We start from the raw sequence: 13,808 nt of genomic DNA on the forward strand, positions 1-13,808 counted from the left end.
TGATGGCAGGATGGTTGAAGAACTCGGGGAGCGTAATGATGGTTTTTGTCGCCACCTGGGCGGCGGCCATCATGTACTGGCGTAGCAGTGGCACCACCCCCAATGGCATGCAGATGCTGGCCTACCTCGGCGTATTGCCGGTGGGGTTGAGCGGTGCGGGCTACATGCTGCGCGGCATGCTTTCACGTGGCGTTGACAAGGCGGTTGCAGCAAGCGCGAATGCCGAAGAGGCCGTACCTGCTGCTGCAGTCGAGTCCAACAGCACGCATGTTTCCTCGGTGGCAATCACCGCAGGAAGCGTTCACCTGCCTGCGGGCAACGATGCGAACGCGGTGTTGGCCGTCGCCTCGGCGTTGCCACGGCCGCAGTTGGACACGCGTTTCCGCGACGCCAACAATCTTCCTATTCGTGTGAGTGCCGTCGCTGGTCTTGACGAGTGGACGGTGTTGTCCGAACGCGAAGGTACGATTGATACCGCTGCCCATGAGCGGCGCGCGATGGCGTTGTTGCAGCCCGTTCTCGAACAATTACTCGACGCGGCTTATGGCGCGATGCCGGCAATTGTTGGTGGTGAAGAAGTTGTGATTGCTGGTCTGCGTCGGCGCGAAGAAGATCGGGTCGAGAATGTTCTTACCGTAGAGCTCGTTGTTTCGCCATCCTGGTCGGACGGTTTGCGTCACTGGGCTCAGACATGGCTGCAAGAGCAGGCGCTGCAGGCCGGGTTGGATGCGCGGCGGTTTGATGTGCGCATCAGCGTGTTCGAGCGTTCCGGCGATGTGTGGCCGCATCTGCAGCGCGTAGTGGATGCCTTGAGTTCGGGCACGCCACGCTGGCACTTGATCGCTTCCTGCTATTCCGCGATAGACGCTGCAGTCATCAACAACTGGTTGGCGCGCGGCCTGCTTGCAACCGCGCAACACGCCGACGGTCACGTGCCGGGCGAGGGTGCCGCTGGTGTGTTGCTGGCCAGCAGCCAGCTTGCAGGTGAGGGCGCAGCGCGTTTCTGGCGGCCGCAGTTTGAACGTCTGGAGCCGGTTCACGGCGCGCGTCCTGCAGAGCTCCGCCGTCAGCTCGCCACCGCGGCAACGCAGTGGTTGCAGCCTTTGCTTGCCGACGCGGCGCGGGTGCAGTTCGTGCTGCACGATTCCGATCAACGCCCTGAATCGCTGGTTGATACAGCGGCAGTCACCGCTGCGATCAACCCTGATCTTGATTTCAGTTCACAGAGCCTTGCCCTGGCATTGTGCTCTGGTGAGCTCGGCCCGGTGTTGCCGGTCGCTTTGTTGGCCTTGGCCCAAGCGCAGCTGCAGCGCCAGTCCGAGGCAGTTGTGTTGCTAGGCGTTGCCGACGCGCAGCAACGTTTGTTTGGTCTCGTAGAGCCGCTTCCTTCCCCGACGCTGGCGGTTGCAATGCCGGCAGTCTCCTGAACCCTGGATTCCTTGCATGAGTTTGAGCAATTTCAGCTACTACCTGCGCGACTATCGCTTGTGGATGGTGATTGGTCTTATCGGCGCCGCCGGTCTGGCCAAATACGGTGAGGCCGAGGCCAGGCAGATCGGGATTTGGGCGGCGATCGTGCTTGCAGCGCTGTTGGTCATTGCGCTGATCGTCTGGATCATCAAGCGGATCATGGCGCGGCGCGCGGCGCGGCGTGTGGAGGCGATGGTGCAGGGCGAGGCCGACAAGGCCGTGGCCAACGCGCAACCGTCGCAGCGTGCTGATACCGAAGCCTTGCGCAAGCGCATGCTGGATGCGGTGAAGCAGATCAAGTCCTCGCGGATGGGCATGCTCAAAGGCAAAGCTGCGCTGTATGAGTTGCCTTGGTACGTGATCATCGGCAATCCCGCAGCGGGCAAGAGCACGGCGATCCTCAACTCCGGGCTGCAGTTCCCGTTCGAGGACAACCGCAGCAACGTCATCCAGGGCATCGGCGGTACCCGCAATTGCGACTGGTACTTCACCACCAACGGTATCGTGCTGGATACGGCCGGCCGTTATTCGGTGAGTACCGAAGACCGCATGGAGTGGCTGACCTTCCTCGGGCTGCTGAAGAAGAACCGTCCGCGCGCGCCCATCAATGGCGTGATCATCGCGGTGAGCATTGCTGAGCTGTCTGGCAGCAAGCCCGAGTTCGCGATGGAGCTGGCCAAGAACCTGCGCCAGCGTGTGCAGGAAGTCACCGAGCAGCTGGAAGTGTTCGCGCCGGTGTATGTGCTGTTCACCAAGGCCGACCTGATTGCCGGTTTCAGCGAATTCTTTGGCAATCTGGATCCGGGGGAACGCGAGAACGTCTGGGGCGCTACGTTGCCGGCCGATGTGCTGCAGCAGGGTGATGCACTGACGGCCTTCGACAAGCATTTTGACGAGCTGGCCGACGGCATCAAGGAAATGAGCCTGACCCACATGGCGATGCAGCGCGGGCGCGAAGTATCGCCGGGCCTGTTGTCCTTGCCGCTGGAGTTTGTTGGCATCAAACCCGCGCTGCGCACCTTTATCGCCACGCTGTTTGAAGACAACCCCTATCAGTTCAAGCCGGTGTTCCGTGGCTTCTACTTCAGCAGTGCGCTGCAGGAAGGTCGCTCGGTCCACCATGCGTCCGAGCGCGTGGGCAGGCAGTTTGGCCTGCAACGCGGTTCGAACGTGGACGAAGCACCAAGTGGGCAGACCGCCTTCTTCCTGAAGGACCTGTTCCGCAAGGTGATCTTTGCTGACCGGGATCTGGTGCGGCAGTACGCAAGCCCGCACCAGAATCGCCTGCGCTACGGCGTGTTCCTCGGCGCCGTCGGTGTACTCGCGCTTGGGCTTGGCCTGTGGACCTGGTCCTACACCACCAATGCGCAGTTGGTGGCAAATGCCACCAAGGACCTCGACCAGGCTGTGCGTGTACAGAAGGACCGCATGGATCTGAAGTCCCGCGTCGATGCGCTGCTGCTGTTGCAGGACCGCATGGAACAGCTGGACCGCTACAAGAAGGAAGGCGGCATCACCACCAGCCTCGGCCTGTACCAGGGCGACGCGATCCGCGACAAGCTGCTGCGCGAGTACAACCACGGCATGCAGCAGGTAATGCTGGCACCCACCGTTTCCAATCTCGAGAACTATCTTGGGCAGGTGGTTGCCGAACGCGACAAGCTGGGCCAGACCAACGCAGGCGCGGCGGAAAGCGAAACGCTGTACCAGAACGCATCGCCGACCAGCACCAACGACGCCTACAACGCACTCAAGACCTACTTGATGCTGGGCAACCCAAAGTATGTGGAAGGCGCACATCTGTCGCAGCAGTTGACGCTGTTCTGGCGCAATTGGCTGGAAGCAAACCGCGGCCAGATGAGCCGCGAGGAGATGGTGCGGGCCGCCGAGAAGCTGATGACCTTCTATGTGGCGCAGGCCGGCAAGCCGGGCTGGCCGCAGGTGCAAAACAAGGTGACGCTGGTCACCGATTCGCGCCAGGCCTTGTCGCAGGTGATGAAGGGCGCGCCGGCGATGGAGCGCGTGTTCGCGCAGATCAAGGCGCGTGCTGGCGCGCGCTTTGGCACGGTGACGGTGGATGGGCTGGTGGGCGAGGAGCGCAATGCGCGCCTGATCAATGGCAGCTATGCCATCTCCGGCGCCTTCAGCCGCAAGGCCTGGGAAGACTATGTTCAGGACGCGATCAAGGAAGCGGCCAATACCCAGCTGAGCACCACCGACTGGGTGCTGGGCACGACCGAACAAAGCGACCTGTCGCTGGCCGGCAGCCCGGAACACGTGTCGCGTGAACTGGTGACGATGTACAAGCAGGAGTACGCACGCGAGTGGGGCAAGTTCGTTGCCGGCTTGAGTGTTGCCGAGTTCAATACCTTCGACGAGGCCACGGCGCGCATCAACCGCCTTGGTGATGCCAGCAACTCGCCGCTGCGGACCTTGCTTGAGAAGATCAACGAGGAAACCATCTGGGACAACCCGCCTGCACAGGCGCGTTCGAGCAAGTCCGGCAAGGGCTTCGTGGCCTGGTTCCAGCGCACCATCCTGCGCAAGGACCCGGCGGCGGCCGCCGCTGCCGCGCCGGTGGGGCCGATTGGCAAAGCGTTTGAAGGCATCGCACGGCTGACCATGCCGCGCGGTGATCAGCCGGCGGTGATCGCGGCCTACTTCGATACGCTGGGCAAGCTACGGGCACGCTTGAACGCCATCAAGTCGCAAGGCGACGTGGGCGTCGGCGCGCGCAAGCTGATGCAGGACACCTTCAGCAATGAAGGCTCCGAGCTGAGTGTGGCCTTGGCGCTGGTCGACGAGCAGGTCTTGAACGGGCTGGACGAGAAGCAGCGCGAGGCACTGCGTCCGTTGTTGCTGCGTCCGTTAACGCAGACCTTTGCAGCCCTGGTGCCGCTGACCGAGGATGAGGTCAACAAGACTTGGAAAGCCCAGGTCTACGATCCCTTCAAGGCGCGCATCGGCCAGCAGTATCCGTTCAACCTGAACTCGGATGTGGATGCTGCAGCCAGCGACATAGCTGCCATCTTCGGTGCCAGTGGCAGCATCGCTACCTTCAACAAGGATGCGATGGGTGCGCTGGTCATCCAGCGCGGTCCCTTGCTTGAAGCACGCCGTTGGGCCGGCATCGGTATCAACCTGTCTTCCGAACTGGTCGCCAACTACGGCAATTGGGTAAGTGGCGCGGCTGCAGGCGCTGCACAGGACACGACGATCTTCGAGTTGTTACCGTCGCCTGCAACTGGTGCGGTTGAATACACCATCGAGATCGACGGCCAGCAGCTGCGTTACCGCAATACGCCGCCGCAGTGGACCACCATGCAATACCCGAACGCGGGCCAGATTCCTGGCGTGAAGATCTCGGCGGTTACGGGTGATGGCCGTACGGTGGAGGTGTTCAACGCACCGGGCTCGAATGGCTTCAAGCGCCTGATGTCCGAAGGCCAGTACGAACGCCTTGATGATTCCAGCCGTATCACCTGGGAAGGCAGCGGTGTTGCCGTGACCGTGGAAATGCGCGTGGTGCGGCGCGCTGGCACGGGTTCCGATGGCGCCGATTGGCAGCGCGGTCTGCAGCTTCCAGAGCGTGTGGCTGGTGGTGCACCAGTTGCCGCTGCTGCTCCGGTTGTACCGGAAGGGCAGGCGCCTGCGAGCGCGCCAGCCGCGCCACAGCAGGCTGCGGGAGGCGCACGATGAGCCGCGTCGTCAGTGCCGGAGTTTCCTACTTCGGAAAAGTCCCGTCGCGCGGTGACTTCGTGCGCGCTGCCGACAATCACCAATTGCTTGGCTGGCTTGATCGCTGGGCTGGCGAATCCTTGGAGCTGTTGAGCCAAAGCCCGGACTGGAAGCAGCGTTACGACGAGGCGCCAGAGATTAATTACGCCTTCCTCGGCTCGCGCAGCAAGATGCTTGTGTGCGGCCACTTTCTGGCCAGTCGCGATGCCTCTGAACGGCGCTTCCCGCTGCTGTCCGCATTGCGGCTGGAGGCACCTGAGCCACTGCCGTTCATCGGCCGCAGCCCCTTGGCACTGTCCAATGCATGGTCGGGACTTGCCCGTTTGGCACGGCAGGCCAACGAAGATGCCGATGCAACGCAGGCGCTGAGCCAGCTGGCTGATGCTCGCTTCAGCATCAGCACCGATCCGGCCGACTACAACGCCAGCTTCCAGGACTTCCTCGAAGGCACCACCATCGCCAGCTTCGAACAGCGCCTGCGTGAGGCAGGGCATGGTGAGGTTTCGTTGCGGCAGATGCTGCCGGCATTGGGCCTGCTGCTGCAGCCGGTGCTGAGTGGCGGTGAGGTGAGTATCGACAAGGCACTCGTGCTGCCGCTCGTGCGCGACCCGGCCTACCGGCCGCTGGTTGCAGCGTTCTGGCTGGACCTGGTGTCCAGCTTCGTCAGCCGGGGTGACTTCGAGCTGGCGGTGCTGATCCGCAACGATGCCAAGCCGACCATGGTGATCGGCTTCAATGGCGCTGATCGTTTGGTGCTGCGCGCGGCATTGGATCCGTCCGAAGCTGGCGACTACCTGATTCACCTGCAGCACTCGGAGTGGGTGGATGACTACCTGCACGGCGACTACAACTTGAACCGCTTCGGCAGCTTCCTTGAGCGTGACGACCTTGCATTGGTCACCGCGCGTCGGCTGTTTGGCGAGACCTTCCTGGGAACCTGAAGATGCATTTGTTCAAAGTCAGTTACATCGCCGCGTTGCTGTGTGTGGCCATGCCGGCCTTGGCACAGACCGCTGCGCCTGTAGTCGGGGCATCGCCTGCAGCGGCCGAGCGACCGGTGGTGATCGAAGGCGTGGTGCCGGATCAGGCCACCAAGGCGAAGCTGCTCAACAATCTGCGCGCGGTTTACGGCGCGGAGCGCGTTGTGGATCGTATCCAGGTCGAAAGCATCGCCACGCCGCCCAATTGGGGTGACTACGTTGCCGGGATGATCAATCCAGGGCTCAAGCGCGTGTCGCCGGGCAAGCTCGAGGTCAACGGCCAATCTGTACGCGTCACCGGCGAGGTGGCCAATGAAGCCCTGCGTCAGCAGGTGGCCAGTGATCTCAGCCTGGCCAGCAACACCAGCTACACGGTCAACAATGCCTTGAAGGTGGGTTCACAGCAGGGCGTGCTGGATCAGACGCTGGCCAACCGCATCATTGAGTTCCAGAGCGGCAGCGCCAGGTTGACGCCGTTCGGCATGAGTATCCTGGACGAGATGGTCGCCAAGATGGCGCAGATGCCGGACAGCCGTTTCCTGATCATTGGCCATACCGACAATGTGGGGCAGCGCGCATCCAATCTGTCTTTGAGCCATGCGCGTGCAGCTGCAGTGAAGAGCTACATGATGTCCAAGGGCATTCCCAGCACGCATATGGACGTGCTTGGAAAAGGCCCGGATGAGCCGGTGGCCGACAACGTCACCGATGACGGTCGCGCGCGCAACCGTCGTATCGAGTTCAAGATCCAGTAAAAGCGCTTTGTCAGTTATGAAAGAGAACGACGGGCTTAAAGCCCGTCGTTTTCGCTTTTGACATCGAGCATTTCTTCCATCTGCTCGAGTGTTGTGTGGTCCTTGATGACGCGCTTCAGCCAGACATGCAGCGGCATCTCGCCCCAACTTGCGGCCTTCTCGGCCAGATAGGCGACAGGGCTGTGCGGCTCGGTGCGGCGGAAGAACTCGGCCACCTGACGCAACTGAGCCAAGGCTTCCTTGCGGCTGGTCGGGGCACCTGCCGGGCCGCGTGGCGCGGCACTGTTCACGGTTGGCTCGGTAGCAGCGGTGGACGCGTTGAAGGTGTCGCCAGCATCATCAGCGGGGTCATCCACTTCGCCATCGAGCAACATGCCGGCTTCGCGGGCAAAGCGCCGAACCGTGCGCTGCAGGTGATCCAGCTGTTCGCGTACCGCGCTGAAGCTGGGGCCATCCATGCCCAGGCGGCTGTCCACGGCGGCCTGCAGCTCATCCAGCGCTTGGCTGCAGTCGGGCAGGGCGGCAACCAGCTGCCGATAGACATCGTGCGAGGTGCTGCGGCGCGCCGCTTCAAGAACGTCGAGGCTCGGGCGGCCATCGGAATGGTCGCCGTTGCTGGCATGCGCATGTTCGAAATCAGCCAGACTGAAGCGCCCCTGCGGTGCGATGGCAATGGGGATTGCACGCAGCCACTGTGAGGTATTGGTCAGCAGCCAGCTCAGGTTGCCGATGCGTTCCTCGTAGTCGCCGTCTTGCGCCACGGGATGCACATCGTCCCAGTAGCGATCGCACAGGCCTGCAGTGACCCGGAAGCCCGCAGCAAGGCCGTTGAAGCCATCCTGTTGGGTTGCTGCTTCGCACAGCCAGCCGGCCAGTCTCAGGTCCTTGGTACGGGTCTGCAGCAACTGGTTGCAGTCGCGCAGCACACTGCCCCAGTCGGCGTATTTGATGTCGGTCTGCCACGCCCCCTGGTCCAGGGTAGGGTCGTCGGCGCGACGGTTTTCGATGATCCGATCGAACTCGACAGAGAACGACAGGTCTTCACCGGTCGCAGCTTGTCCGTCAATCGGGGCCAGCAGGGCATCCTGATCCAGCATGGCAAATCTCATTGTGGGTTACCGGCCGATTCTAGCCCGGCGATGGGCAAGAGAATGTAGAGGCCGGTTGCAGGTCTGGAATGGACCAGCCCTGGCTGAGTTCATTCAGCAATCGTCGGGACCCACTCCTGCGCTTTGGCTACAGGAATCATCTGAACATCTGTGGCAATTGCTGCGAATGTCCGCACTTTTCGCGCGGCGCTTGCTGGCAGCGCTGATATTCAATCACGAACGGGCAGGTCGATATGGCTGCTGCCATACCAGCGTATCTCCAGCGGCGCGCTGGCATCGGCCAGTGTTTCGTCACTGGGGTCCTTGCCGCTGCCGAGGTTGAGCTGGCGGTCCGGCTGTTTGATCACTCCCAAGGTGACCACAACGCGACTCCCCGCAGCGAGTCTTCGGCCGATCAGGCGGGTATTGGCAACGCGTACGCGATGACGTTGAGAGGGTGCGAGAAGCTGGCGTTGACTTGGATCCTGCGCATGGCTGAGCCGCTGCAGCCAATACGCGAGATCGAGATACTGGCCATCAGCGGTGAGCTCGTAGATTGCCAGCGCCACATCGGCATCGCGCTTGTTGAGGCTGAAATCGAGCATGCAGCTGAACGCGCCTGCCAGTTCGGTTTCCCGCATCAGCGGCTCACTGCGGAAGACCAGCCCGGCATGCGGGTCAAGCGTCTGGTTGATGACGTCGCGTGGCGCTTGCCAGCCCGCATCGCTGCGGTCGCGGAAATCGACGCGCTGCAGGCTGCTGCGCGCCGGAGCAGCTTCAGCGGCCAGCTGTTGAGTGCCGTCGTTTCCCGGTACCAGGTAGAGGCGCTGCTGACGCGTAGACATGGCATCCAGCGTTGCTGCGTGCCGCCAGCGATTGCTGCCCATCACCTGCCAGTTGACCCGATCACTGAGCAACGCTGGTTTGGCGGCGCCTTTCAGCACGTGGTCGAACCATGCCAGTCGCAACGCCTGCAGGTCGATGCGTGCCACCGGATCCGGGCTGTAACCCTGCACCTGTTCCGGCACGCCGGTCTGCATGGTGAAGTGCTCATAGGGGCCGATCAGAAGTGTGTGGTCGGCGTCCGGGCGCTGCTTCAGGTGCTCACGGAAATAGTGCAGGGCGCCGATCTGGGCGCCGTCGAAGTAACCGGTTGTCGCCAGCACTGGGATGCCGATATCGGCGAACTCGCGCCCATGCGGAATCATCGCCTGCCAGTAAGCATCGTAGGTTGGATGCTGCAGCCAGTGTTCGAACAAGGGATTCGCGGTGCCGTCCAGCTTTGGCAGCTCGCGATAGGATTGCCCGCTTTGATACCAACGGCTGTTCAGTGCATTCCATCGGGCGCTATCGCCATAAGTGGCGTCGTCCAGCGAGGTGTTGTTGGTTGTGTAGAACGGCCACGGGTAGATGAAGTTCAGGAATATCCCACCTTCCATCGGCACATCAATACCGGGTGCGGTGGTTGCCGAGGTAGCGATGGCCTTGAGTGCGGGTGCACGCTGCTTGAGCGCTGCCCATTGGGTGAAGCCGCTGTAGCTGCCTCCATACATGCCGACCTTGCCGTTGCTCCATGGCTGGGCGGCGGCCCAGGCAATCACGGCTGCGGCATCGCTGCCATCGTGCTCATATGGGCGGATCGGATCAGGGCTGCGGCCCTTGCCGCGGCTGTAAGCAACCACGCTGCCATAGCCGTGCGCAGCCATGGTTTTTGCATCCATCCACGCCCAGTCGTCATTGGCGTAGATGGTGAAGGTGAGCAGCACCGGTAGCGTCGTGGCGTTGGCCGGATGCACGGAGATGGCGGAGATGCGTGCGCCATCGCTGGTGGTGACCACGACATCGCGATCAATGCGGTAACGGCGCGCATCGTCTGCGGCAATCGCTGGCGTAACCAAGGGAAGAAACTCCGCATAGGCGGTGTGAACCTGCCAGGCGCGAAGCAGTGCGATGGCCTGTTCCTCGCTCAATGTATCGAGATTTCCGGCGGCATCGATCTGCTTGTCTCTATCGGCCTGCAAACGCTGAAGATTGCTGCCGAAAGAAAATTCGGCTCTGAGCGCGGTTGCGTCATCCAGCTGCGAAAAGTGCTTGGCGAAGCTGAGATTCCACGCATCCGCAAAGCTGATGCGCCTATCGTGCTGCAGTTGCTTGGCCGAGGCATACACCTCGTATTGCAGGTACAGCGGTGGTTGCTGTGATGAATCCTTGCGCAGTGCGCGTAGCTGGTGGATGCTCTCTATCGCCTGCGCGTACTGCCCTGCAACAAGCTGCAGGCGGAAGCGGTTGTCGAGGAGACGTTGCGGGTCAGCATGTTGGTCACTGGCCAGGGTGGCCCGAGCCAATTCAGGCATGGTCGCATCGATGGCGCGATCATGCTGCCGCGCAGGCGCAACGACGGATAGGTTCTGCGCGGACGTACTTCCCGTACAAAACAGCAGCAGAACGACAAACAGGCCGCGCATGGGGAGACCATTGCTGTGACGATGGCCTTCAATAACACATCGTTCGAATGAAGGTAACAGGCAAGCTGGCGGGCGCGGACAGGGGCGCACTCAGGAACGGCGGCGATATCAGCTGCCATGCAGTGCAGAACGTGGGAGCAATACCATGTTGGACAGACTGGTGGGACATAATCGCGATGGAATCATCCTGCTTGCACGCATCGCGATTGCGGCGGTGTTCGTGTACTCGGGTTTCGGAAAGCTGACCGACTTCCAGGCAACGGTGGGATACATGGATTCCCTGCATGCGCCAATACCGCTGCTGGCGGCAGTGATAGCGGTGGCGATGGAGTTCTTTGCCGGTACCGCCTTGATGCTTGGCTTGTGGGTTCGCCCGTTGAGCCTGTTACTCGCAGTGTTCGCGCTGGGTGCGAGTTTTCTGGGTCATCCGTTCTGGACGATGGAAGGTACGGACAGGGCGATGAATCTGGTCCAGTTCCTGAAGAACCTTTCTATCGCAGGCGCGCTGCTGTTGCTGATGGTTACCGGGGGCGGCCGCTATTCCTTGGACGGGCGCCGCAGCTAAGTATCGCTGCTTGCTGGAACTTGCAACCACGCAACGGAGAACGGGCAGGCCGTCAGCCTGCCCGTTGCGGTTACAGCCAAGATCCTGGATCAGCCGAGGATGCCCGGCAGATCCAATCCCTTCTCCTTGGCACAGTCGATGGCGATGTCGTAGCCGGCATCGGCATGGCGCATCACGCCGGTACCGGGGTCGTTCCACAGCACGCGGGCGATGCGTTGGTCGGCGGCTTCGCTGCCGTCGCAGACGATGACCACGCCGGAATGCTGCGAGTAACCCATGCCAACGCCGCCGCCGTGGTGCAGGCTTACCCAGGTGGCGCCGCCGGCGACATTGAGCATGGCATTGAGCAACGGCCAATCGGAAACCGCATCGGAGCCATCCTTCATCGATTCCGTTTCACGGTTCGGAGACGCAACGCTGCCACTGTCCAGGTGATCACGACCGATCACCACCGGTGCGCTCAGTTCGCCATTGCGCACCATCTCATTGAAGGCCAGACCGAGCTTGTGGCGCAGGCCCAGACCAACCCAGCAGATACGCGCCGGCAGGCCCTGGAAGGCGATGCGTTCACGTGCCATGTCCAACCAGCGATGCAGGTTGGGATCATCGGCGATGATTTCCTTGACCTTGGCATCGGTCTTGTAGATGTCTTCCGGGTCGCCGCTCAGCGCCACCCAGCGGAACGGGCCGATGCCGCGGCAGAACAACGGACGCACGTACGCCGGCACGAAGCCGGGGAAGTCGAAGGCGTTCTTCAAGCCTTCGTCGAAGGCCATCTGGCGGATGTTGTTGCCGTAGTCGACGGTGGGAATGCCGGCGGCATGGAAGGCAAGCATCGCTTCGACGTGCACGCGCATCGCCGCCTTGGCAGCGTCGCGGACCTTCTCCGGATTGGCCTGCTGTTCGGCAAGCCATTGCTCTACGCTCCAGCCAATCGGCAGGTAGCCGTGCACCGGATCGTGGGCGCTGGTCTGGTCGGTGACGCAGTCCGGACGCACGCCACGGCGTACCAGTTCCGGCAGGATCTCGGCGGCATTGCCGAGCAGGGCAATCGACTTGGCTTCACCGCTGGCCGTGTACTTGGCGATACGTGCAAGCGCATCGTCGATGTCGCTGGCCTGTTCGTCGACATAGCGGGTGCGCAGGCGGAAGTCGATGCTGCTCTGGCGGCATTCGATGGTCAGGCTGCTGGCGCCTGCCAGCGACGCGGCCAGCGGCTGCGCGCCGCCCATGCCGCCCAGGCCGGCAGTGAGGATCCACTTGCCGCTCAGGCTGCCACCGTAATGCTGACGGCCCATCTCGACGAAGGTCTCGTAGGTGCCCTGGACAATGCCCTGGCTACCGATGTAAATCCAGCTGCCGGCGGTCATCTGCCCGTACATCATCAAGCCCTTCTTATCGAGCTCGTTGAAGTGCTCCCAGTTGGCCCAATGCGGCACCAGGTTGGAGTTGGCGATCAGTACGCGCGGTGCATCCGGGTGGGTGGGAAACACGCCGACCGGCTTGCCGGATTGCACCAGAAGGGTCTGGTTGTCGTCCAGGCGCTTCAAGGTTTCCAGAATCTTGTCGTAGCTTTCCCAATCACGCGCGGCGCGGCCGATGCCGCCGTAGACCACCAGCGAAGTCGGGTCTTCGGCGACCTCGGCGTCGAGGTTGTTCTGCAGCATGCGGAACGGCGCTTCGGTCTGCCAGGATTTGCAGTTGAGCGTGTTGCCGCGAGGTGCGCGCGGGTTGCGGGAGGGGTCGTGACGGGTCATGCATTTCTCCTGGTAGCAAATTCCAGACAAGCGCCGAGCACTTGCTGCAAGGTGTTGCGGACGGGGCCTGCGTGTTCGGGGTCGTAGGGCGTGGGCCAGCTGTGCTCATCCACGTCCTCGGGAGCGGGTTCGTGCATATAGCCGCGGCAGCCCAGCTCCATCTGCAGGGTGTGCACGCCATTGGCGGTGTTGCTGTAGTGGCGGGTAATCCAGCCACCCTTGAAGCGCCCGTTGCGCACATGGCTCATGCCGCTCAGCGCGCACAGGTTCTCGACCACATCGGTGAGCGCGTTGTCGCACGAGGTATCAGGTGCACCGCTGGGGCCGGCGCTGCCGATATTGAACTGCGGCAGTTCGCCATCGAACAGATGCGGAATCAGGGAGCGGATCGAGTGCGCGTCGTAAACCACGACAGTTTCGTGTTGCGTACGCAGTCGTTCAATTTCGGCGGCCAGCGCCGCGTGGTAGGGATCGAACCAGGTTTTGCGACGGTACTGGATTTCTGCCTCGTCGGGCTCATGCCCTTGGCGGTACAGCGGCTGATTGTCGAAGGTGGTGAGCGGGCATAGGCCGGTGGTGTTCTGCCCGGGATACAGCGAGACACCGGAGGGATCGCGATTGACGTCGATCAGCGAGCGCGAGATCGCAGTGCGCACGGTGGTGGCGCCCATTGCCTTGGCGAAGGCGTAGAGCTCGTGCACCCACCAGTCGGCGTCGCGCCGTGCCAGCCACGGCGATACAAAATGGCCGACACGCGATGCAGGCAATTCGGTGCCGGTATGCGGGAAGCTGACGATCAGCGGAGCGTGACCGTGGTGGATCTGCAGCCAGTCAGTGGAGTTCGTCATGGGGATTCCTGATGTAAGGCGGAGCGGCGATTTTTGCTTTGCGCGTTGCATGGCAGATTGCGGTGCCCCCAGCCTTCACCTCTCCCGCTTGCGGGAGAGGATGCCCGGAGGGCAGGTGAGGGCGCTCTTCGCGGTGAATGCA

Annotated in this window: 9 protein-coding genes; 5 read left to right on the plus strand and 4 right to left on the minus strand. The window is 62.2% G+C overall.

Features of this window, described 5'->3' with window-relative positions; genetic code table 11:
* Positions 1 to 35: 35 nt before the first annotated feature.
* Genes ACVOLR_RS01085 through ACVOLR_RS01100 form a run of 4 tightly spaced genes read left to right on the plus strand, consistent with a single transcriptional unit; the run spans position 36 to position 6,943 of the window.
* Positions 36 to 1,427 (plus strand): hypothetical protein, encoded by a 1,392-nt coding sequence (locus tag ACVOLR_RS01085; protein WP_481534802.1) that lies wholly within the window; start codon positions 36 to 38, stop codon positions 1,425 to 1,427.
* Positions 1,428 to 1,443: 16 nt separating this feature from the next.
* Positions 1,444 to 5,169, plus strand: coding sequence for a type VI secretion system membrane subunit TssM (gene tssM, locus ACVOLR_RS01090; RefSeq protein ID WP_481534803.1), 3,726 nt, complete (start codon positions 1,444 to 1,446; stop codon positions 5,167 to 5,169).
* On the plus strand, positions 5,166 to 6,149 hold the full coding sequence (gene tagF / locus ACVOLR_RS01095) for a type VI secretion system-associated protein TagF (RefSeq protein ID WP_481534804.1): 984 nt from the start codon (positions 5,166 to 5,168) through the stop codon (positions 6,147 to 6,149). Before tssM ends, tagF begins: the two co-directional genes overlap by 4 nt.
* A 2-nt stretch (positions 6,150 to 6,151) precedes the next feature.
* Entirely contained in the window at positions 6,152 to 6,943 is a 792-nt protein-coding gene (locus ACVOLR_RS01100) for an OmpA family protein (RefSeq protein ID WP_481534805.1), read from the plus strand.
* Positions 6,944 to 6,978: 35 nt separating this feature from the next.
* On the opposite strand, the gene tssA is transcribed toward ACVOLR_RS01100, so the two are convergent.
* The gene (gene tssA, locus ACVOLR_RS01105; protein WP_481534806.1) at positions 6,979 to 8,040 is read right to left on the minus strand and encodes a type VI secretion system protein TssA; all 1,062 of its coding nucleotides are present in this window, start codon (positions 8,038 to 8,040) and stop codon (positions 6,979 to 6,981) included.
* 221 nt (positions 8,041 to 8,261) lie between these two features.
* A complete protein-coding gene (locus ACVOLR_RS01110; protein ID WP_481534807.1) occupies positions 8,262 to 10,385 on the minus strand; it encodes a CocE/NonD family hydrolase in 2,124 nt (707 codons plus the stop codon).
* Between the two features lie 256 nt (positions 10,386 to 10,641).
* Between ACVOLR_RS01110 and ACVOLR_RS01115 the strand changes: the two genes are divergently transcribed.
* Entirely contained in the window at positions 10,642 to 11,061 is a 420-nt protein-coding gene (locus tag ACVOLR_RS01115; protein ID WP_481534808.1) for a DoxX family protein, read from the plus strand.
* 89 nt (positions 11,062 to 11,150) lie between these two features.
* On the opposite strand, the gene hutU is transcribed toward ACVOLR_RS01115, so the two are convergent.
* Complete coding sequence (gene hutU, locus ACVOLR_RS01120; protein ID WP_481534809.1) at positions 11,151 to 12,818, minus strand: urocanate hydratase; 1,668 nt, start codon at positions 12,816 to 12,818, stop codon at positions 11,151 to 11,153.
* Positions 12,815 to 13,666, minus strand: coding sequence for an N-formylglutamate deformylase (gene hutG, locus ACVOLR_RS01125; RefSeq protein WP_481534810.1), 852 nt, complete (start codon positions 13,664 to 13,666; stop codon positions 12,815 to 12,817). Before hutG ends, hutU begins: the two co-directional genes overlap by 4 nt.
* Between the last annotated feature and the right edge of the window lie 142 nt (positions 13,667 to 13,808).

Source organism: Stenotrophomonas sp. STEN030 (assembly GCF_056759995.1).